Raw genomic sequence first — 23,335 nt, forward strand, 5'->3', positions numbered from 1 at the left:
AACAACGATGATTTTAAGGGGACTGTGCTAAGCAGTCCCTGATTTTATGAAAAGGAGTAGCACATGGCAAATAAATTATATGCAATGGAACAGCTGACGGAAGAGGTGGCAAAAGATGTAGCTGCCAGTCCGCAGGAATGGATGCGGTTCCTAAACACGGCATCCAGACTGTACAAATACACTTTTCCAGAACAGCTTTTAATTTATGCACAGCGACCGGAAGCAACTGCCGTAGCATCCATGGAAATCTGGAATCAGAAGATGTACCGATGGATCAAAAAGGGATCTAAGGGGATTGCCTTGATTGACAATACTTCTGGACCGAAAACAAAACTTCGGTATGTATTTGATGTGCAGGACACTTATAAAGTGCGGAATCTTGGAAAGAATCCTCAGTTATGGAATCTTCTAATGGAAGGAGAACAGCTGGTGGCAGATTATCTGCAGGAGCAGTTATCACTGGAAGATATAGAAGGAGGACTTGCTGAAAGTCTGCATCAGGCGGCGAAGGAGAGTATGCAGGAATGGCTTCCAGATGCATTGAAAGAACTGAGACTGGATGTAACAGGGACATTTTTGGAAGAACTGGACGAACAGAATCAGGAAGTAGAATTCCGGGAACTGATGACCAATAGTGTCTGGTATGTATTGCTAAACCGATGTGGGCTGGATGCACAGGAATATCTGGATGCGGAGGATTTTCGGCATATAACGGACTTCAATCAGCTGAAAGTATTAGGACATCTGGGAAGTGCAGTCAACGAAATCAGTAGACCAGTCCTGATGCAGATTGGACGATATGTTCTGAAGGATCTGGAAAATGACCTGAAAACGGTTGCAAAAGAAAAAGAAGTAGTTTATAATGAATTTAACACGTTAATCCGTGAAAGCATAGCAAATAGTACAGCAGATAGAGAAGAAAATAAGGAGGAAGCAGACTATGAGAGAGATCAGTTACAGTCAGAACGGAGAATACCAGATTCCGGATATCAGCCTGGAGGAGACGAGAGGGACGATCGGGAAGTACGGAATGATGAGGAAAGAGTATCTGAGAAATCACAAGGTAGCCAGGTTCAACATTCTGACACTGCAGAATCGTCTGGACAGTCATCTGATGGAGATCGACAGTCAGGCAAGACAGAGAGTAGACAATCTAATGAACGAACTTCTGGAGAAAGATCCGGCACCGGACAAGATGGCAGACACAATGGCATGGACCAGACACATGAACCAGATCAAAGCACAGGCAGAGGAACTGGTAATTCAGGAGATTATTTACAATTAAGCCTGTTCCCAACACAAGAGGAACAGTTAGGAGAAATAAGGAAAGCGGCAGCTGCATTAGAACAGCCAGCCGCTTTTCTTATTTCTGATGAAGTGGTAGATGATATTCTCCGAACAGGAAGCGGACAGAAAAATACACTGTTTCACATTACTGCAAGATTGATCGAAGGTCTGGATAATGAAGAAATGCAAAGCTTCCTGAAAGATGAATATGGTACTGGAGGAAAAGGATTTACCATAGATGGTCAGAAAATCAGTATCTGGTACGACAACGATGGTATTCGTATCCGGAGAGGTGACTCTGCAAGAAGAAACTTTGACCGTATCGTTACGTGGGAAGAAGCTGCTGACAGGATCCAGGATATGTATGAGGAGGGAAATTACGTTGATAATCTTATCTCCAATAATGCTATCGAGCAGGAACAGAAAGAAATGACAGATCTTCTGGCACTCCATTTCCGTGATACGAGCAGAAACAGAGAAGAGCAGTTGTCTTATTCTGACTGGCAGGACGTAGTGGGGGCGGCTTGGACAGAACCGGAGGAAGCAGCTGCGACAGCCTATCGTTTTGAATGGCTTCAGGAAGATATGGAAAAGAATCCAGAAGATTATCATCGCTGGGAAATACAGCACAATCCAGTGTATTTTCAGCGCTTTCGTGATCTCCAGAGAGATTTTTCCTGGGTGGATCAGCAATTCAAGGTAGAGCGGCCGGCGCTATCCTTTATCACACAGGATGAAATAGATGCAGTGTTAAGAAGAGGCGGCATTACTGCCGGAGGACGTAACCGGATTTATGAATATTTCATGGAGCACCATGATATGAAAGATGCAGCTGAATTCCTGAAAAATGAGTATGGAACAGGTGGTTCTTCACCCGGAATACCAGGAGCAGATGCTTCCGACGCATCCCATGATGCAAAAGGATTAAAACTTGCAAAAGGGAAAATTGGCAGTCCAGAGGTAGAAGTTTTATTAAAGTGGAACAAAGTTGCAGAACGTGTCCGCCAGTTAATCCGCACAGATGATTATTTGTCACCGGAAGAAATGGAAAAGTACGAAGAACGACAGGAAGCACAAAGACTGGCAGATTTGGAAGAAGCACAGCAGATGTTAGGAGAACAGCTGGAGCAGGATACTTTGACAGCGGAAGATATAACGGATTTGCGATTAGTTGATTCAGAATATATGTCTGGTACCAGAACAACAATTCATGATTTTGATTGTAAAGTTAAGGGAGAAGCGAATCGACTTCAATACACATTAGAATATCATGATGATGGAGAAGGTTTCACGATTCATACGGAAAAAGATGATATTTGGAATCGAATGTCAACACAAGAATTGGAACGTCTGGATGTAAAACTCGGACAAGAAGTACTTTATTATCATTATCACAACAAAACTGTAAATGCGGATACCTTAGATGAATTACGGGAAATCAGGGAAGAAATTATGGGGGAAGAGTCCTCGTATTTTACTGCTATTTCTCAACGTGTGTGGACAGATTATGATAAAAAAGAAAAAGAATTATCTGGAGAAGTTGAGGTATCGGAAGGAAAAAAATCTTTGGAAGAGATTAACGGAATATCAGAACCGATTCCAGCAACGAACTTCCGCATCACAGATGATGAGCTTGGACAGGGTACAGCAAAAGAAAAGTTCCGTGCCAATATCATGGCTATCCAGTTGTTAAAGAAATGTGAGGATGAGAATCGCAATGCAACACCGGAAGAACAGGAAATCTTATCCAGGTACGTTGGCTGGGGAGGTCTTGCAGATGCATTTGATGAGACAAAAGCTGCATGGGAGACAGAATATTTGGAATTAAAGACGGTTCTTACACCAGAGGAATATGCTGCAGCCAGAGCTTCCACCTTAAATGCTCATTATACACAGCCGATTGTGATTGAAAGTATGTATCAGGTGTTGGAGAATCTGGGATTTACAAAAGGAAATATTCTGGAGCCATCTATGGGAGTCGGGAACTTCTTTGGAATGCTTCCGGAGAATCTAAACCAGTCCAAACTCTATGGTGTGGAACTGGACAGTATCAGCGGTAGAATTGCAAAGCTACTCTATCCAGATGCCAATATTCAGATCAAAGGTTTTGAGAAGACAGATTATCCTAATGATTTTTTTGATGTGGCGATTGGAAATGTGCCATTTGGTGCATACAAGGTCAATGACCGTCAGTATGATCGCTACAATTTCATGATCCATGATTACTTTCTCGCCAAGACGATAGATCAGTTACGTCCAGGTGGTGTGGCGGCACTGATCACAACAAAGGGAACTATGGATAAGGCGTCACCGGAAGTCCGGAAATATCTGGCAGAGCGGGCAGATCTGTTGGGAGCAATCCGACTGCCGAACACAGCTTTTAAGGCAAATGCGGGAACAGAAGTCAGTGCTGATATCTTGTTTTTCCAAAAGAGGGAAAGCCTTACGAAAGAAATGCCGGAATGGATAAATCTGGATAGTGATGTCAATGGAATTACGGTCAATCAGTATTTTGTTCAGCATCCGGAAATGATTCTGGGTGAGATGAAAGAAGTGTCCGGTCCGTATGGTATGGAAACAATCTGTGCTCCAATGGAAGGAGCTGATTTGGAATTACAGTTACAAGAAGCTGTGAAACAAATTAAGGGAAGCATGGTACCGGCAGTAGATGTGGAAACAGAACTGGATGAGATGCCAGAGAGTATTCCGGCAGATCCGAATGTTAGAAATTACAGCTATACGGTGGTAGATGATCAGGTATATTATCGTGTCAACTCTTTGATGAATCAGGTGAAAATGCCTGCAGCCACTGCAGAACGTGTAAAAGGCATGGTTGCAATCCGTGATATCGTTCGTGAGCTGATCGCCATGCAGATGGAAGAATTTGTCACAGACGAAGAAATCCAAAAACAGCAGGAAAAACTGAATCAGGTGTATGATACCTACACAGCAAAGTATGGAGTTATTGGAAGTAATGCTAATAAACGGGCATTTTCTGATGACTCTTCTTATTGTCTGCTGTGTTCCCTGGAAGACTTGAATGAAGATGGAACATTGAAGCGGAAAGCGGACATGTTCACCAAACGAACCATCAAAAAGGCGGTTGCTGTGACAAGTGTGGAGACAGCCACAGAAGCACTTGCTCTGTCTTTAAATGAAAGGGCTAAAGTAGATCTCCCATATATGGCACAGCTGACCGGAAAGACCGAAGAGAAAATTACAGAAGAGCTGGTTGGAGTTATCTTCAAAAATCCACTGACAGACCAGTGGGAAAGCGGAGATGAATATCTCTCCGGAAATGTTAGGGATAAATTAAATACTGCGAGAACTTTTGCAGAGAATCATCCGGAATTCACATCGAATGTGCGTGCACTAGAGGCAGTTCAGCCGAGAGATCTGGAAGCATCGGAGATTGAAGTGCGTATTGGAGCTACCTGGATTGAACCTTCGGATTATCAGGATTTTATGCAAGAAACATTGCATACACCATGGTATCTGCTTCAGAAAGAAATACAGGTGAAATTCTCTGAGGTAAATGGTGAGTGGAGGATTACAGGAAAGAATGCCGACAGTCCCAAAAATGCGTTTGCCTATGCAACGTATGGAACTGAGAGAGCAAATGCCTATAAGATTCTGGAAGATACCCTGAACCTGAAAGATGTACGCATCTATGATAAGAGTGTCAATGAAAATGGTGATGAGATCCGTGTCCTTAATAAGAAAGAAACCATGCTGGCATCACAGAAGCAGGATGCCATGAAAGCAGCATTTAAGAATTGGATTTTTAAAGACCAGCAGAGACGAGAGAGGCTGGTAAAAGTGTACAATGAACGATTTAACAGCATCCGTCCCCGTGAATACGATGGTAGTCATTTGACTTTCCCAGGAATGAATCCGGAAATAGAGCTTCGTCCGCATCAGAAAAATGCTGTTGCACACCAGCTTTACGGAGAGAATGTGCTTCTGGCTCATGTAGTAGGAGCTGGGAAGACCTACGAGATGGTAGCGGCTGCAATGGAGAGCAAACGTCTGGGATTATCTCAGAAAAACCTCTTTGTCGTTCCAAACCATTTGACGGAGCAATGGGGAGCGGAGTTTCTGCAGTTATATCCGGGAGCCAATATCCTGGTAGCAACCAAGAAAGATTTTGAACCGGCAAACCGAAAGAAGTTCTGTGCCCGGATCGCTATGGGAAATTATGATGCTATTATCATTGGACATTCCCAGTTTGAGCGTATTCCAATCTCTGATGAACGTCAGGAAGCCATGTTACGGAAGCAGATTGATGATCTGGAAATGGCAATTCAGAGTGCAAGGTATGAACAGGATGGCGGACATTATACCGTCAAACAGATTGAAAAGACCAGAAAGACACTGCAGACAAGGCTGGAAAAACTGAATCAGAAAGAGAAAAAAGATCAGGTAGTTACGTTTGAAGAACTGGGAGTGGATCACTTGTATGTAGATGAAGCACACAGCTATAAAAATGCGTTTCTTTATACAAAAATGAGAAATGTAGCCGGGATTGCACAGAACGAAGCACAGAAGTCGGCAGATATGTTCAATAAATGTCAATATCTGGACGAGATTACCGGAGGAAAAGGCATTACTTTTGCTACAGGCACACCAATCAGTAACAGCATGACGGAATTATATGTTATGCAGCGGTATCTGCAGAACAGTAAATTACAAAATATGGGACTTGGATTGTTTGATTCCTGGGCTTCCACTTTTGGAGAAGTTGTCACGAGTATCGAACTTGCACCGGAAGGAACAGGTTATCGTGCAAAGTCCAGATTCGCACGGTTTTATAATATTCCGGAACTGATGAATATGTTCAAGGAGATTGCAGATATCAAGACTTCCGATCAATTAAAGCTTCCAGTGCCGAAAGCGGAATATGAAACAGTGGTGCTGAAACCAACGGAACAGCAGAAAGAAATTGTAGAAAGCCTTGGAGAACGTGCAGAAGTTGTCAGAAACGGAGGGGTAGATGCCTCGGTCGATAATATGCTGAAAATTACCAATGACGGAAGGAAGTTAGCACTGGATCAGCGTTTGGTGAACGAATTATTGCCAGATAATCCGGAAAGTAAAATAGCAGTCTGTGCAGAGAAAAGCTATGAAATCTGGAAAGATACAGCAGCACAGAAATCAGCACAGTTGATTTTCTGTGATTTGAGCACACCAAAAGGCGATGGCAGTTTTAATGTCTACGATGACCTGAAACGGAAGCTGATGGAAAAAGGAGTGCCGGAAAAAGAGATTGCGTTTATTCATGATGCAAATACAGAAGCAAAGAAGACGGAGCTGTTTGGAAAAGTAAAATCCGGACAGGTTCGTTTTTTGATTGGCTCAACAGCAAAAATGGGTGCGGGAACTAATGTGCAGGATCGTCTGATTGCCCTGCATCATCTGGATATTGGCTGGAAACCATCTGACTTGGAACAGAGGGAAGGACGTATTATCCGTCAGGGAAACCATAATAAAAAGGTTCATATCTTCCGGTATGTAACAGAATCCACATTCGACAGTTATATGTGGCAGTTGATCGAGAATAAGCAGAAATTCATCTCCCAGATTATGACGAGCAAAGCACCGGTCAGAAGTTGTGAAGATGTGGACGAAGCGGCGCTGTCCTATGCAGAGGTCAAAGCACTTGCAACCGGAAATCCAGCAGTAAAAGAGAAGATGGCATTGGATGTGGATGTGGCGAAATTAAAGCTTTTAAAAGCGAACCACATGAATAACCAATACCGACTGGAAGATGATATTGCAAGGAATTTCCCGCAACAGATTGCAAAACTGACGGAGATTATTGACAGCTATAAGGCAGATATCGCTCATTTTTCTGAGCATAAAATTACAGATCCAGAGCAGTTTTCTATGGAAATCAGTGGCAAAGTGTTCACAGAAAAGAAAGAGGCAGGAGCGGCTCTTCTGGCGGTCTGCAAAGACATTAAGTCTGTAGATGCAGCTATGGACATTGGAAGTTATCAGGGATTTAACATGAGAATCCAATTCGACAGCTGGAGCAAAGAGTTTATCCTGTCTGTAAAGCATGAATCAGTAGCTAAAGTTCGGTTGGGAGCCGATGCCCTGGGAAATATCACTCGTATCAATAATCTTTTAGAAAGTTATCCGGAGAAACTGGCAGAAGCAGAACAACGGCTGGAAACGGTACAGGAGCAGATGGCAAATGCCAAAGAGGAAGTCGGGAAGCCATTTCCAAAAGAAGAGGAACTGAGCCAAAAACTGGAGCGGCTGTCAGAATTAAATGCACTTCTCAATATGGATGAACGGGAAGATACAGAAACAGAGCAGTCGGAATCAAAAGAGAAAGAAGAAAGACCGGCACGAGGTTCTATCCATGAGAAGCTGCAGATTTATAAAGAAAAGAGTCAGCGGGAAAGTGAAACTGGCAAGGAAAATAGAAAACGGGACTTCGGTCTGGAATAAGAAAACAAGGAAGATGGCATAATCTGGCAGAAAGAATGTTCTGTGGGTTATGCCTTCTTTCAGAATACGGGAGGAACTTACATGGCAAGAAGTATGATAATAGGTAGAGAAACACAGAAAATGCAGGAATATACGCAGGAACGGATCAATCAGGCAGAGCGTAGAGGCGTAGAATTTCCAACAGATGTAAAAGAACAGATTTCTGAATATGCAAATCTGATTGGCGAGGAAGAGAAAGTAAGGACGTTGGTAAGAAATCTGACAGATGCAATCAATCAGGCAGATGAAGATAAAGTAGAGGAACTTCTGGATGATGCAAAAATGGATATTCAGGACCTACCAGATCCAACCATAGGTAAGCTGGAATTACGTGATTATGGATATACAGCAGAAGACATGGTGCCGCTCAGAAAAGAAGCAGCTTTGGATTATCACAGAATGGGTTCTAAGATTTATTGCCTGGGCAGCGATGGCGGTAAGGGAGAGTATGCAAGTAAAGAAATGATACAGGCACACGAAGGGCTGTTTGGTATGGAATTACAGATGTGGGAACGGATAAGGGATCAGGATCTGGATTATGCAGATGAAGATTTTGGAGCATTTCAGGAGCCTATGAGTGTCATTGATCAGGAAGAAGCACTGAAATTATACGATACAGGAGCAGATATCTATCTGATTACTAATTTTTCATCACCGGTCTATGTTACGGAACGCAAGGAAATCGAACGAGGACCGGAGCATTATCAGATGTCCATGGCAGAACGGGAGCGTTTTCGTAACCTGGAATGGGAAATGCAAAAATATCCGCATATTCAGTCTTTGAAAGAGGCAAACCTGTTGTTAGGAACAAGGCGAACCTTTGGTATTTATCAGATCAAAGATGATTCACCGGGTGAAAACTATGCATTTATGAATATGAGTTTTATTGAAAGTCATGGTATGCAGATAAAAAAAGAAGATTATAAGCTGGTCTATGTTGGCGAATTACTGGGAAATACGTCACTGGATGATATTTTTGAAAGGTTCAACATTGATAGACCGAAAGACTTCCGTGGGCATTCCCTGTCTGTCAGTGATATCGTAGTTCTGAATGATGGGGAAAAAGTAACAGCTCATTTTGTAGACAGTATCAGTTTTGAACAGCTGGATTCTTTCCTGAATCTGGAAGAACAGGTTCTTAGTGAACTGGCATATGAGGTAGGAGAACGTTACTTTGCTATTCAGAGAACAGAAGAAGGATATGATTATTCCTTTTACGATGAAGATTTCCGCCTGATGGATGGTGGCGTCTATGAAAATGGTGAAATTTCTATTGAAGAAGCGGCAGAGGAACTTCTGGAAGACGAAGGATGGACTGGAGAACGCATCCGTGGAGATTATGATCAGTTGATGGAAAAGGTAGAAGAAATGGATGAGGTTGTAATGGCAGAGATTCAGAAAAGCCAGGGCGAATATAAGCCATTGGCAAAGGTAGAAGAACTGGAAGAGGCAAATTATAACATGATTGATAATGTACTTAACAATATGCCACCGAAGAAAGAACCGTATCTGGAATACTTTGCAGCAGAATGCGATGAGTTCCATGATATGGGAGCTTATGAAAAAAGTACCGATGTTAATCAGATTGCTGCGGTCTATGAAAAATATAGGGAAAATCCTGAAAATGCCTATCGAGTATGCAGTATGGGGATTATCTATCGTGATCCGGAAGACAGTTACTACGATGATGCTGAATTTGCAATCGTAAAAGGAAATACAGTACTTGGAAATCTGATGGACGATGTTCGATTTTATGGAGAACTTGCACTGGTACGGGAAGGGATTGAGAAAATTCATGAAGCATTGCCGGACTATAAGTACGTACCGATGCGGGATGTTCGAGAAGCAATGTATCCAGAGAAGATGACTACAGAACAGCTGGCAGAGGCACTGGATGAGATTGCAGAAGCATTTGATCCGTATGAGTATCGAGATAATGTGGAGATAGGAGAAAATACGGTACAGGAAGTGATGCTGGATTTGCGAAGTGGAAATATTCATTCCTATATTTCGTATCTGAAGGATATCGTAGACGAAGAATGTGACCAGTCTGTGCGTGCAGGCGTATTGCTGGAAAGACTGAAAGCCTATGAACCGGAGCTTCCAAAAGATATAGAACCGATGGTGTATGTAAATTATTGTGAGAAAAGTGATTTGGGGAATCCAAGATGCCAGAAGTTATCTGATTTGGATTCCAAAACCATAGAACAGGACAAAGCCTGGTATGCTGACCGTGATCCCAACACCAACGAACCAAAAACGACAGCACAGATGTTTTTTACAGTATATTATGCTGAGAAGGGCGACAAGATGCTGCATCATTTCAAAGGGAAAATAGATATTGGCACTGGCAACGGAGGTCTTCTCAGTCAGTTAAAGCTGCAGAATGAAATGAGACTGACGGACGAAAGTTGGATTAACTATCAGCAAGGAAAAGGCAATGAAGAATATCAGAAGTATGTGGAAGATCTGACGGATATGCAGAATCATGTACTGCCGTATTTGCAGAGCTTTTGCAGCCTGGAAGAAAAAGGTGTGCAGGAGAGACGAGAACAGAAGATAGCAGAGAAAAATGAGAGCAGAGAAGCTGTGCCAAGAACTGGCGTTGAAGCAAGTACAGCAGTTAAGGATGCAGGGAAAACTGAAAGAAAGGCAGTAGCACAGAAAAAGACAATGCCAGAAAAAGAAAAGAAACCGTCAATCCATGAACGCTTGGAAATCAATAAGAGAATCATCCAGGAAAAGCAGGGAAAAGATAAGCCGGAGAGAGGAGCTGATTTGGGTGTAAGGACAGTGTAGTATAAGCACAATGAGTCGGAGGTCACGGATGATAACGTGGCTTCCGGCTTTTTTGTTTTGAATGATAGTGCTTCAAATTTTTATGTGACAAATGCAACAACCTATGATGATATATCCTGTCTTTGACAGTTACTAAACAAAAAAACGATGTACATCTTGATTTTACTGCGGTATCGCTCATTATTTTTTCTAATCTTTATAAATTCTACAAATTTTCCATATAGCATATAGGTAAAGAATAGAACTATAATCTGCCGGATGACGGCAAAAGAAAAAAAGCCGTCGTAGAGCACCACCATAGAGGTGCAGCGGTCCTTTTTCTTTTCTGGAGAGCAGGTGGATACTATGCAGTTTTGGAGGAGTGTGGTAAAATGTGATTGTTTATCATGTTAGGAGATTAGGAAGGTAGATGAAATGAGGACAATTTTGTTATTGGAAGATGATGAGAATCTGAACCGTGGAATCGCGCTAAAACTGCAGAAAGAAGGGTATCAGGTTTTTTCCGCTTTTCAGATTTCAGAGGCAGAAAAATTGTTTGATGAAAATAGAATAGATCTGGTAATCAGTGATATTACTCTGCCGGACGGAAACGGACTGGAGTTTTGCAGGAAGATTCGAAATAAGAGCAAAGTCTTTGTACTGTTTCTCACGGCAATGGATTCGGAAATTGATATGGTAAACGGCTATGATGCAGGGGCGGATGATTATATTACAAAGCCATTCAGCCTGATGGTACTGGTTTCAAAAGTTCAGGCATTTATGAGAAGAATGGAAGGAGTCTGCGGACACAACAGAATCTTATCGGGAAATATCGAAGTAAATTATGGAGAAATGAGAGCGTTAAAACGAAATGCTGATGGAGTGACTCCTTTGACATTAAGTAAAAAGGAACTTCAGATAATGATTTACTTTATGGAAAACGCAAGGCAGATTTTATCAAAAGAACAGATTTTAGAGTATGTCTGGGATGTTGACGGGCAGTTTGTAGACGATAATACAGTTCCTGTAAATATCAGCCGATTGAAAGGAAAAATCGGGAATGATTATATACAAAATGTAAGGGGGATGGGATATATATGGACCGAAGAAAGCGTACAGGAGTAGCTCTGGCAGCAGGGCTGCTTTTTCTGTTTGTGACAGAGATATTGTTGCTGTTTCTGGCAGGAAATAGTTTATACAAGGAAGAGCAGGGGAAATTAGGGGCGTTAGTGCTGTCCCATCCGGAACAGGAGACGGAGTATATAGAGTTATTTGACAGAGGAAAGCAAAGAAATCGTCAGGAAGAGGAAGCGGGGAAAGAGCTGGAGGAGCGTTACGGGTATACTCCTTTTGATGGGAGAAGCGTGAAAACCTTTGCTGCATATGGAATAGGAATGGCGATGGTTTTTGTGGCAGGACTTGGAGTTTCATGGGTTTTGTTTTTGCGAAATAAAAGAGACCGGCAGCAAGATGAAAATAACCAGGAAGAACTTCGGGAAAAATATATAGAACTGCAGAATCATTTTGAAAAAGTAAGAGAAAAACTTTCCAGAGAAGAAAACAATATAAAATCTTTAATTACAGATATTTCCCACCAATTGAAAACACCGATTGCTTCATTGAAGATGAGTTGTGAACTGGCGGGGTCTGCCGATTTAACCTGGGAGGAACGGGAAGAATTTTATAAAAAGGAATGGGATGAAATTCAAAGACTGGAAAATCTTTTGGATTCACTGATTCATGTGTCCAGATTGGAATCTGGGATGATTCAGATTCAGCCAGAGATGGGCAGTCTGAAAAATACATTGGTACAGGCTGTAAACAGTGTGTATATGAAAGCGTATGAAAAATCCATAGATATTTCTCTGGATGAATTTCAGGATGTGCAAATTGTACACGACTCGAAATGGACAGGAGAAGTGTTCGTAAATATTTTAGACAACGCAGTAAAGTATTCGCCGGAGCATACAGAAATCCGAATTCGGGTAACAGAGCTTGCTACCTGCATGATGCTGGAATTTATCGACCAGGGAACAGGTATTCCGGCAGAAGAGGCGCATCGGGTATTTCAGCGTTTTTACAGAGGAAACCAAGAGTATGTAAAAAAACAGGAGGGCTCTGGGGTTGGACTTTATCTTGCCAGAAAAATTTTGGAGGAGCAGAAAGGCACGATTTGTGTAAAAGTAGCACCTGAAGGCGGTAATAATTTTGTGGTGACATTACCAAAGAAATAGATTTCTGAAAAAAAGATTTCTTACAAAATTGTTATGCTTTTTGTAAGCCTACTGTAAGACTGGATTGATAGAATGACATTAGCAAAGAAAAAGGAGGCTTCAAAGTTTATGAAAGCAATATTAGAAACAAGAGATCTTGTGAAATATTATGGAAAAGGCGATAATTTGGTGAAAGCTATTGACCATACAGATTTAATAATCGAACCAGGTGAATTTACAGCAATTGTAGGACGTTCTGGATCGGGAAAAAGTACTCTTCTTCATATGCTGGGAGGATTGGACCGTCCTGATTCCGGAAAGGTTTTGATAGAAGGAAGAGATATTTTTAAACTGAAAGATGAAAAACTTGCAGTGTTCCGCAGAAGAAAGATTGGGTTTATTTTCCAAAGTTATAATTTAGTACCATCCTTAAATGTTTGGGAAAATATTGTGCTACCCATTGGATTGGATGGAAAGAAAGTGGATACAGAGTATGTTATGGATATTATCTGTAGAATCGGAATGGAGGATAAATTGAAATCCTTACCGAATACTCTTTCTGGTGGGCAACAGCAGCGGGTTGCTATTGCAAGAGCGTTGGCATCCCGCCCGGCGATTATTTTAGCAGATGAACCAACAGGAAATTTGGATTCCAAGACGGAGTTAGAAGTGATTTCTATGTTGAAATCCTGTGTTTCAGAATATGGGCAGACACTGGTTATGATCACGCATGATGAGACCATTGCGCAGATGGCTGACCGTATGATTGTCATTGAAGACGGTAAGGTGGTGAGAGCATGAAAACAGTAACAAAAACAGCGCTTGCCAATGTAAAACAGAACAAAGGAAGAAACTTTTTATGTGGATGCGCCATTGCACTGACTACGTTTCTGATATTTGTTGTTTTAACGGTGGGATATGGAATGATCCGCGTACAGCTTGCATCGGTGGATGCTTATTATCCAACTTACCATATTATGTTCCGCCAAGTTTCCGAGAAAAACACCAAAGCACTTCAGGTGCATAATGATATAGAAGAAATCGGTCTGAGAATGGATTTGGGACAGATTATAGATGATGATGCCACAATCATTATGACCGCTATGGATAATAATGGGATTCGGTTGAACAAAGCGGAGTTAGAAGAAGGAACTTTCCCAAAAAATGAAAAAGATATTGTTGTTTCCAAGGGAGTTTTAGAGGAACTGGGAATTCAGGGGAAATTGGGTGATGAAATCACGATTCCATACCAAATTTACGAAAAAGACGGTATGGGATATGCGAAAGAAGACACTTTCCGCATCTGTGGCTTTATGGAATCTTCTGATTTGAATAAAGAAAAGAAAATGTATTTTGTGATGAATTCCATGGAATATGCGAAACAGATGATACCGGAAGCAGACAGAGAATATCGTGTGATGTTCCGTCTGGCAGATGCAGAGCATATGACAACAGATGAAATCGAAGAGAGGGGAAAAGAAATCGGAGAGGATTTTGGTGTACCTGAGGGAAATGTGGTAGAAAACAGAGAGTATTTGGTTGCAAATTATACGGATCCGTCATTTGTAAAAGGAATGATCGTGGTAATCGTTATGGTTGTTTTAGCAGGAATCCTGACTATTTACAGTATTTATTATGTGTCTATGATACCAAAAGTACAGGAATATGGAAAATTAAAAGCCATAGGCTCCACCAAAAGACAGATTCGGCAGATGGTATTCCGTGAAGGAATGCTGGTTACGGCGCTTGCCCTCCCTGTAGGATTGCTTATCAGTAGTTTCCTGTCCAGATGGATTATGAAACAGATGATTACTTTTATGGCAGGCGAAGACCCTCTAATGCAGGTAGCAGCAGAACTTGTAAAAAATGGTGAGGTATCTTTGTTGCACTGGTGGATTTATGCGATTACCATTATGGCGGTGCTCTTTACTTCCGCAGTTTCTTTGGCAAAACCGATGCGAATTGCTGCCAAAGTTTCGCCCATTGAGGCTATGCGTTATCAGGGGTTAGAAAAACGTGGGAAAAAAGTACGGAAAGGCTATCAGAATCTCACGATTTTTCGTTTGACAAAAGCAAATATGGCAAGAAATAAAAAGAGGACTGGGATTACGATTGTTACATTAGGAGCAACTGGTATTCTGTTCATGGTTGTGGCAACTATTTTATCTTGCGCGGCACCGAAAGAAATTGCAAGAAAGGATATTGAATCTGATTATAAAATTGAATTGGAAACATGGGGTGGGGACAAAATGAATCCGGACAGAGACTGGAGACAGGTTCAGCAGAATAACCCCTTGACGAAAGCGTTTATTGATCAGGTTCATGATGTAGACGGTGTGGAAGAGGTAAAGGTAAAAACATTTATGAATGGCGAAATTCCGAAACTATCTATGGATGGTGAAATTTGGGGCGCGGATATTATTGGACTGGATGCATCTTATGCAGAAACGCTGGAAAAAGGAGAGATACAAGGACATGTGACATATGAAGAATTGGAAAAAGGAGATAAAATCCTCATGTCTGCTAATATGCTATACTGGTTCCCGGAACTGAAAGTGGGAGATTCCTTGAAGATGGTTTTGAATATGGGAGATGATCAGGTAGAAAAGACTTTTGAGATAGGAGCCATCGGAGATTACTATGAAAGCCTTGGCGGAAGTTCATTTTATCTGCCCCAATCAGTGTTGGAAAAAATGAATCCCAATAATCTGAACTACACACTGGAAATCACAGTGAATGATCAGAAAAAGAACAGTGCATATCAGGAACTTCAGGCACTTGCCGACAACAGTGAATACCTGGTGACAGGAAGTTATGAAGAGCAACTTCAGAAGTGGGAAAAGAATATGCGGTTGATGAGCGTTTTGTGTTATGCATTTCTGATTATTCTGGGTGGAATTGGAATCATGAATCTTGTGAACACTATGATGAACAGTATTTACACAAGAAGGCGGGAGCTTGGAATGATACAGGCGATAGGAATGTCTGAAAAACAGTTGATCCGTATGCTGCAACTGGAAGGAATCATCTATACTTTGGGAACATTGGCAGTTTCTGTGGGCATTGGAAGTCTTGTAGGATATGGTGCATTTCTTTATGCAAAAACCAAACACATCTTTCAGATCAGTGAGTATCATTTTCCAGTGGTCCCAGCAGTGCTTTTGATTTGTGTGGTTGCCTTTTTACAGGTACTGCTCACATATGGAGTATCTGCAAATTTCCGAAAATTGAGTTTGATTGATCGGATACGATATGCAGAGTAATATATTAAAAACATCATATATACAAAGGGAAACGCTATAAAAAAACAGAATTGCCCAATATGATTAAAAGGACCACCGTGCCATAAAGAAATCCCTTCTAAATAAACAAGATTTTATTATTTCTCTTGTCTACTTAGAAGGGAGCATATCATATCTTCACGCGTCATTTCTAAATTACGGCGGCTCTGATTTTTCTCAAAGCCGCCGCTTCATAGGCGCATGGAAATGTGTCTGCTGGACGACGGCTTTTTTTCTTTTGCCGTCGCCCGGCAGTTTAATAATTATTTAATATCAATTTATAATTGGCATCACTATAAGAACTTTCCTTTTCATCGAGCATTTTAGTTCAAATCCTTAGTTTCCACATTGTAAATCGAGAGAAACGCAAAGATTAAGGAAAGTATCATAAGTACAACAGGAAGAATGGCATTATCCGCCAAAGAAAAATCGCCCACATTAGCCTGTGTCAAAAAAATCAGCAGAAAAGATGATACGATGGTAGCTTTTGAGGACTTCATAGCCATACCAATAAACAAGGCGATAAAACTCATGGTTACAATGACAACGGACTTTAAGAGTAATTGAATATAGAACCCCATACTTGCCATGTTGTAGTCCAGTGGGAATGAGGAAACCATGAATTGTGAACCAAGTAAAATGCAGCCGTAAATCAGTAGTTTTGTCAGCACCAGAGCCACAAAATTGAAAATCCATACAGCTAACATTTGAGAAACGAGAATTTTCTGTCGCTTAATTGGATACGAAAACATTAAGTTCATGGTTTTGTTTTTATAGGCGCTCACAATGTATGTGGACAACATGACACTGGTAAACACCAGAAAAGCCATGCTTGTAAACAGCTCGATAGAGGAAGAAATCGCACTGTTACCCGGCACCGCATCAGGAACACCCGTATCAGGATCATTGGCAATTCCCAAATAGCAAAGGGCAAATATGAACAGGCAGATCAGAGCCGACATGATAACCACATTGCGAATGTACTTGCCTACATTATTCTTTTTCCATTCCAGCCTAATGAGTTTAAGCATGATATTTCACCTCCCCGGTCAGCTTCAAGAAGTAGTCCTCCAGCGTTTCAGATTTCTTTCCAATGCTCACAACTTCAACATCATTCAGAGCCAGTATTTTCGTCAACTGCTGGGTAGACGCTGCATGGTCATATATGCGAATTTTACCGCTGTCAAGAATCTTAAAATTTTGCAGACCCAACTTTTCAGTCAAGACATAGGCAGCCCGCTTTTCATCCGTGACAGAAAGCTCCACATAATTGAGGTTCATTTCCTCAATATCTTGCATACGAATTTCTTTCATCATTTTTCCGTGATGGATAATAGCAACGGTATCCGCAATACTCTCCACTTCAGATAAAATGTGACTTGAAATCATAACGGTAATACCGTACTCCGAACAAAGTGTTTTTAATAAATCACGGATTTGTTTCATTCCTGCTGGATCAAGGCCGTTTGTGGGTTCGTCGAGAATAAGCAGTTCCGGCTTGCACATAATGGCTCTTGCAATTCCGAGGCGTTCTTTCATGCCGAGGGAATAGTTCTTGACCGGCTGATCGGCTGCTGATGTCAAGTCCAGCATTTGCAACGCACTTTCAACACTGTCAACATTGTAATAGCCCATATACTCACAATGAAGCTGTAAGTTCTCACGCCCGGTCATGTGGTCATAAAAGGTGGGAAACTCGATGATACTTCCCATTCTTTTTAAGACTTCATAGGATTTTGGAGTCAATACCTCTCCAAACACCTCAATAGTCCCACTGGTAGGTTTCCAAAGGTTAGTAATCATCTTCATCACTGTGGTTTTACCAGCTCCGTTAGGACCAAGAAAACCATAAATTTCCCCTTTGGGAATATGAATATTAACATCAGTGACAAGTGCCTTACTACCGATCTTTTTAGAAAGACCACTTGTTTGTAAAATAAATGGCATTGTCTTGCCCTCCTTTCTACTGACATTATAGAAAGTTCGATTTTCAAAACTCTTGAATAATTCTTACAAATTTCTTTCTTGAAAAAATGACCTATGGTTTAATAGGCCATTTTCTTGAGCATAATAGTGAAAACTGTTTTCTGGTGCGGATGACTTTCTAAAGTAATATCGCCACCGAGTTGCAAGGCAAGATTTTTCGCAATCGTCAGTCCAAGACCATTTCCCTGCATAGCACTATTTCTGGAATCTTCCATCATAAACAGCCGATCAAAAACCGAATCGGCAAATTCTTTTTCAATTCCACGGCCCCTGTCCACAATGTCTATATAGATATGTGCCTGATCTGCCCGCAAAAACATACCTAAATATTTTCCATCGCCGCCATAGCGAATTGCATTGGAAATCAAATTGAACATAATTCTTTGCAACGCATCTTTATTGGCATTTGCATACAATACATGATCGGGTATGTTAATTTCCACTTCAAAATTTTTTTGTGAAAGGAGTTCATAGAAATCCAAAATATTTTCCCGGCAGGCTTCGTTCACATTCAAACGCTCCAATGGCATATCTGTATCGCCAGCCTCTAATTTAGCAAGCGTAAAGAATTGTGTAATCAATCCCATTACCCGCTGGGCAGTGCTTTCTACCTTTTGCAACATTTCATTGCTTTGGGTTCCGTTCAAACGCATAATCTCCAAATAGCCAAGAATCACTGTCATGGGAGTTTTAATGTCGTGGGAAATGTTAGATAACATCTTTTTGGATGCCATTTCAGCCCGCCGATACTCAACTTTTACTTTTTGCCGATCTTCCAACATTCGATTGATTTGTGTTGCAAGCTCTATCAGTGCCTTATTATCGGTAAAGACTGTCACTTTTTCGTCGCTGTCGGTGTCAAGAAGTTCTTTCAATTTGCTGCTGATCTCATGTATTTTTGCTTTTGTTCCGTTATGGAATACAAACTGCTGGTACACAATGATACAGATTAAAATCATAATACAGAGGGTTAGTAAAAAGATAATTGTCGCATTGCTCATTTCTGTTCTCCCAGCTTATAGCCAATTCCCCATACAGTTATAACAACTTGTGGCTTTCGTGGATCATCCTCAATTTTCGTTCGTAAACGGCTGATGTGAACATTGACGGCATTTTCATCCCCCATATAGGCATCATTCCAAATTAAAGAATAGATTTGAGCCTTTGTGTAGACCCTTTGTGGGTTTTCCAGAAGCAGCCGTAAAATATCAAATTCTTTTGCGGTCAGTTCGATAATCTCGCCTGATTTTGTGACGGTGTGATTTTCCAAGTTCATAACCAATGGGCCCCACACAAGTTTCGTTTGCTCTGGCTGTACGGCAGCATATTCGGTATTTCTCCGTATGTTTGCTTTAATACGCGCCATAACCTCTGTTATGGAAAACGGTTTTGTAATATAATCATCCGCACCGAGGCCCAAACCTAAAGTTTTGTCGGAATCCGAATCCTTTGCAGAAATGATGATAATTGGCACCGTACTTTTTTGACGAATATACTTCATTACATTCATACCTGTAATTTTGGGAATCATCAAATCCAACAAGACGATACTATAAGAACCAATGTCGAAAGCCTCACATGCCTTTTGACCATCGGTAGCGCAGACAACTTCAAAATTTTCTGCTATAAGATAGCTACATAACATTTCACTTATTTCTATATCATCTTCAATTAAGAGAATCTTCATTATTCTTTTTTCCTTCCTTTCTGCGCCTATCAGTCGGCTTCTCCGCAGTTTTAGGGAGCAGCCAAACACCGGCCATTTTCACAGCACCGGGGATACGCCCACCAGCACAATAATAATTTACCCTACGAGGTGTCACGCCCCACTTCTCGGCGGCCTCTTTCAATGTCATATAGTCCATTTCGCACCTCCACAGAGTACATTATAGTTCTTTATCTCGAACAATACAAGTTGGAGGCTGCATATTGATGAAATGAAATACTACCTTGTGTAAAATCTCATTACATTCTCATAACCCGACCCGAAATGTACAATGATATAGGGTGATATGAGAATGGACCAAGAAGAAAGAAGGTTTGACTTTCACGGCCTCGGGGCGGCTCTCAAACGAGCCAAAGAAGAAAAGGGATGGACACAAGCCTATGTTGCGGAATTAGTAGACCGTGACTCCCGTACCATTTGAATATTGAGAACAAAGGTCAGTATCCCAGTTTCGACCTTTTTGTTAAACTCATTACCATGTTTGACGTTTCAGTTGACCAGTTTATTCATGCGGACGGAGGGGCAAGGTCAAGCTCTTGCAGAAAGCACATTGATGTACTCCTAAATTCTATGAATGAAAAAGAGCTTGTTGTAATAGAAAGATTAGTTTATAAAAGCGTGAGGAATACGGAGTAACACAAACAAGGCTTAGATCGTTGAGAGAGTAGAGAAAAATAAATCTAAAAATTTAAAGTAAGTAATCATAAAGCAATGTAAAGTATATTATGTTCGATTAACAAACAGTAGAAAGATACATCTTCTCTTCAATAATCGAATAGGCGGGGATTTAATCAAAATCCCCGCCTATTCGATTACAAAGTTTCTTCGGGAAGTGGATGGGATAATGCAATATTTTGCGTGTTGAGTAGTGCTGAAAAGTTTTGCTGAATGATATCCAGTGTTAGTTGCTTTTTCCGCAATTCCTGCTTCTCTCGTATAGTAGATGCTTTCTCAGATACAAGATTGTCAATTCGTTTCTGAATTTTTTCAGAGCTTGGGATTTTGGTAATGCCGAAATCCTGAAGCTCTTTTTTTAACGAATCGTGGAGCTGATATTCAGCCTGATGTCTGCTCCGGTATGCTGTGGGATTTGGAGCTGATTTTGCATCTTCGATAACTTTACGACAGAGCCGATAAGAGTCACAATGTTTTTGAATGACTTTCTGCGTGGTTAGCTCAGTGTTGATTTTCTGGATGTGCTGATCAGCCGCTTTGATGGAATTTTCAACATTGGAAATATGCTGTTGGAAGTCCTCGTAGTTTAAGAGATTATTTTCGGAGAGATAGTTGAACGTCTTTGCAGCTTCTTTTAGATTATTCAGTTTTGCCCAGCGTTCAAAGCATTCACGATTGCCTGTTGTGATATAGGTGGAGATATTGATATACAGGCGAGCTTCTCTGGACAAAGGCTTCGGAGTTTTCGTCTTATAACGATTTTTCTCTAAGCGGAGTCGGACATTTTCTTCTGTATAGTAGCTTCCGAGAGATTTCATATAGGTGAAATTTTTCTGCTCAGGTGCCCGGAAGGATAAATTTTTTCCCTGTCGTATTTCATATCCTGCCAACTGCATTTTCTGTAAAAATTCTTCATAATTGATAGAGGACCAGATTGCCTTATCAACCGCAACACGAAGTTTAGCTTTCCAACTGGTGCCACGATGATATTCCATGTTCTCCTTATAACTTTTGCCTTTTTCTCCGGTTGGCATACTGGTGGCAAGTCCATTTTCGTGACAGATACGATTACTGATTCTGCAGAGTTTATGGTAGCTCCGCTTATTGGAAACATACTTGTGATGATCAACAAAACTTGCAGCGTTGAAGATGATGTGATTGTGGATATGATTTTTATCAACATGGGTGCTGATCACGTATTCATATTTTCCTTTCAGTACTTCATCTGCAAATTGTTGCCCTAAGCGATGGGCAGTTTCGGCATCAACTTCTCTAGGTTTAAATGACTGGATCAGATGAAATGCCAGGTTATCACCTTTGTCCATTCCATTCTTTTTTGTCATTTCTCTTGTCATAGAAAATTCAAGATCTGCAGTTTCCGGAGAACAGCCAAAACTGGAAACTAACAGTTTTTCATCTGTCTTATCTGGATTTGTAATATAGTCCAGAGCTTTCTTGTCTGTTACTTTAATGGGGAAGATCTTAAGATACGCCATAATTCTTTCACCATCTCTTTCAATTCTTGCATTTCTTCCGGATACAGATCTCCGGTGCTGTTTACTTTTTTCGCAATCTGATTGATATTTACGCCAATCTTGTGCATTTCCTCATACTGTTTCTTTAGCGGAGTAGTGTCGGTGTTGACGATGTAACCGTCGATTGCCATTTTACGAAGGTAAGCTCCCATATTTTTTGTTTTTGATTCAATCATCTTTCTGCGAATCAGCTTTTTTTCTTCCGGGGAAACACAAAACAAAATTTGTATATTTCTTTTTCTCTTTGCCATAGGCAGATTCTCCTTTCATTGGTTCTTCGAAGTAGTGACTTCTGAGTTTTTAATTTAGGGCAGGGTTCCCTAAATTGTTGGTTTTTCGGAAGTGTATATACACTTCCTGTCCTTGCTATTTACCGGTGGCACAGCCGCCGGAAGAGAGTCCTTAAAAAAGATTCCTCTATAAATAAGGTACTGAGAGAAGAAAAAGAAGACATCGAAACTCAGAAGTATGACGCAGGCATGATTCTGTGGTATAGTAAAATCTGAACGAAAAAGAAGAAAAGAGGTCAAACCGATGTCACGGAAAAACCATAAGATGATAGATGGGAGACTACTGCAAACGAATAAGAAGTATTCCCAGTTAAAGATAAAGCAGAAAGAAAAGATTGCGGAATGGATGTTTCAGGCAACCAGAGATTATTATATGAAAAAATGCACTTTTCCGAATGACAAACATTTGGAAGAAGTAGTGGATACTGTTTATGAAAAAATTGAAGATGCAGAAATCTGGATTCCGTATGGAGAGGTCTTCAAGCATTATAAATCCAAACGATCGGATATCAACAAACGTGTCAGAAAATCTCTGAATGAAAAAGAAGAGAGTCGGATTGAGAAGGTCTGTTTTATGAATATGTGTATGATTCAGGATCATAAAGGGAATGTACTGGCTCTGGATAAAGTAAATGATAGCTATACCGGTACAACTTTTCCAGGCGGTCACGTAGAAGCAAATGAGATTTTTCAGAAATCTATGATTCGGGAAGTCTGGGAAGAAACAGGACTTACGGTTGAAGCACCGAAGCTTGGAGGATTATATCATTGGCATAAGAGCGGAGTGCACTATGTTATTACCTTGTATAAAGCGGATAAGTTTACCGGAGAATTAAAGAGTTCTGAGGAAGGAAGAGTTTATTGGATTCCGCTAGAAGAGTTAAAAACAAAAGAACTTGCTACAGGTATGGAACACGTTTTGCGGATTCTGGAATCAGAGAAGGTGGATGAGTGCTATATGCATCTGGAAGCAGATGGATATGTGGGAGAATTGTATTAAAGAATTACATGAGAAATGGCTGCCTGTTCATTGGAGAAAAGACAGCCATTCTTTATAAGATACATC

Annotated in this window: 14 protein-coding genes and 1 pseudogene; 8 read left to right on the top strand and 7 right to left on the bottom strand. The window is 40.9% G+C overall.

What is annotated here, in order from left to right; all coding sequences use genetic code 11:
- The first annotated feature begins 63 nt into the window (after positions 1 to 63).
- From NFS18_RS08515 to NFS18_RS08540, 6 genes are all read left to right on the top strand, one after another.
- A complete protein-coding gene (locus NFS18_RS08515) occupies positions 64 to 7,746 on the top strand; it encodes a DEAD/DEAH box helicase family protein (protein ID WP_251389649.1) in 7,683 nt (2,560 codons plus the stop codon).
- 81 nt (positions 7,747 to 7,827) lie between these two features.
- Positions 7,828 to 10,584 carry a YodL domain-containing protein gene (locus tag NFS18_RS08520; RefSeq protein WP_251389650.1) on the top strand — a complete coding sequence of 919 codons (2,757 nt, stop codon included), beginning with the start codon at positions 7,828 to 7,830 and terminating at the stop codon, positions 10,582 to 10,584.
- 414 nt (positions 10,585 to 10,998) lie between these two features.
- Positions 10,999 to 11,688 (top strand): response regulator transcription factor, encoded by a 690-nt coding sequence (locus tag NFS18_RS08525; protein WP_028088187.1) that lies wholly within the window; start codon positions 10,999 to 11,001, stop codon positions 11,686 to 11,688.
- Positions 11,661 to 12,797: a sensor histidine kinase gene (locus tag NFS18_RS08530; RefSeq protein ID WP_117660681.1), complete on the top strand. Its 1,137-nt coding sequence runs from the start codon at positions 11,661 to 11,663 to the stop codon at positions 12,795 to 12,797. Before NFS18_RS08525 ends, NFS18_RS08530 begins: the two co-directional genes overlap by 28 nt.
- A 108-nt stretch (positions 12,798 to 12,905) precedes the next feature.
- Positions 12,906 to 13,577: an ABC transporter ATP-binding protein gene (locus NFS18_RS08535; RefSeq protein ID WP_055158435.1), complete on the top strand. Its 672-nt coding sequence runs from the start codon at positions 12,906 to 12,908 to the stop codon at positions 13,575 to 13,577.
- Positions 13,574 to 16,039 carry an ABC transporter permease gene (locus tag NFS18_RS08540; RefSeq protein ID WP_251389651.1) on the top strand — a complete coding sequence of 822 codons (2,466 nt, stop codon included), beginning with the start codon at positions 13,574 to 13,576 and terminating at the stop codon, positions 16,037 to 16,039. The genes NFS18_RS08535 and NFS18_RS08540 overlap by 4 nt, the downstream gene beginning before the upstream one ends.
- Before the next feature lie 341 nt (positions 16,040 to 16,380).
- Here NFS18_RS08540 and NFS18_RS08545 read toward each other — a convergent pair whose 3' ends face one another.
- The 5 genes from NFS18_RS08545 to NFS18_RS08565 form a co-directional block, all read right to left on the bottom strand.
- Positions 16,381 to 17,088 carry an ABC transporter permease subunit gene (locus tag NFS18_RS08545; protein WP_117910144.1) on the bottom strand — a complete coding sequence of 236 codons (708 nt, stop codon included), beginning with the start codon at positions 17,086 to 17,088 and terminating at the stop codon, positions 16,381 to 16,383.
- On the bottom strand, positions 17,081 to 18,004 hold the full coding sequence (locus tag NFS18_RS08550; protein WP_117539969.1) for an ABC transporter ATP-binding protein: 924 nt from the start codon (positions 18,002 to 18,004) through the stop codon (positions 17,081 to 17,083). Before NFS18_RS08550 ends, NFS18_RS08545 begins: the two co-directional genes overlap by 8 nt.
- 98 nt (positions 18,005 to 18,102) lie before the next feature.
- Positions 18,103 to 19,044 carry a HAMP domain-containing histidine kinase gene (locus NFS18_RS08555; protein ID WP_251389652.1) on the bottom strand — a complete coding sequence of 314 codons (942 nt, stop codon included), beginning with the start codon at positions 19,042 to 19,044 and terminating at the stop codon, positions 18,103 to 18,105.
- The gene (locus NFS18_RS08560; protein WP_028088182.1) at positions 19,041 to 19,730 is read right to left on the bottom strand and encodes a response regulator transcription factor; all 690 of its coding nucleotides are present in this window, start codon (positions 19,728 to 19,730) and stop codon (positions 19,041 to 19,043) included. The genes NFS18_RS08555 and NFS18_RS08560 overlap by 4 nt, the downstream gene beginning before the upstream one ends.
- Positions 19,711 to 19,908 (bottom strand): helix-turn-helix domain-containing protein, encoded by a 198-nt coding sequence (locus NFS18_RS08565; protein ID WP_015515114.1) that lies wholly within the window; start codon positions 19,906 to 19,908, stop codon positions 19,711 to 19,713. Before NFS18_RS08565 ends, NFS18_RS08560 begins: the two co-directional genes overlap by 20 nt.
- 153 nt (positions 19,909 to 20,061) lie before the next feature.
- On the opposite strand from NFS18_RS08565, the pseudogene NFS18_RS19715 reads away from it, so the two are divergent.
- Positions 20,062 to 20,405, top strand: a pseudogene (locus NFS18_RS19715) (helix-turn-helix transcriptional regulator).
- A gap of 176 nt (positions 20,406 to 20,581) precedes the next feature.
- Here NFS18_RS19715 and NFS18_RS08575 read toward each other — a convergent pair.
- Both NFS18_RS08575 and NFS18_RS08580 read right to left on the bottom strand, forming a co-directional pair.
- Positions 20,582 to 21,940: a relaxase/mobilization nuclease domain-containing protein gene (locus NFS18_RS08575; protein ID WP_117910148.1), complete on the bottom strand. Its 1,359-nt coding sequence runs from the start codon at positions 21,938 to 21,940 to the stop codon at positions 20,582 to 20,584.
- A complete protein-coding gene (locus tag NFS18_RS08580; protein WP_055180592.1) occupies positions 21,907 to 22,230 on the bottom strand; it encodes a MobC family plasmid mobilization relaxosome protein in 324 nt (107 codons plus the stop codon). Before NFS18_RS08580 ends, NFS18_RS08575 begins: the two co-directional genes overlap by 34 nt.
- Positions 22,231 to 22,513: 283 nt before the next feature.
- On the opposite strand from NFS18_RS08580, the gene NFS18_RS08585 reads away from it, so the two are divergent.
- A complete protein-coding gene (locus tag NFS18_RS08585; RefSeq protein ID WP_251389653.1) occupies positions 22,514 to 23,269 on the top strand; it encodes an 8-oxo-dGTP diphosphatase in 756 nt (251 codons plus the stop codon).
- The last annotated feature ends 66 nt before the right edge of the window (positions 23,270 to 23,335 follow it).

Origin of the sequence: Mediterraneibacter agrestimuris (assembly GCF_943193195.1) — a bacterium.
GTDB classification, from domain to species: Bacteria; Bacillota; Clostridia; order Lachnospirales; family Lachnospiraceae; genus Schaedlerella; species Schaedlerella agrestimuris.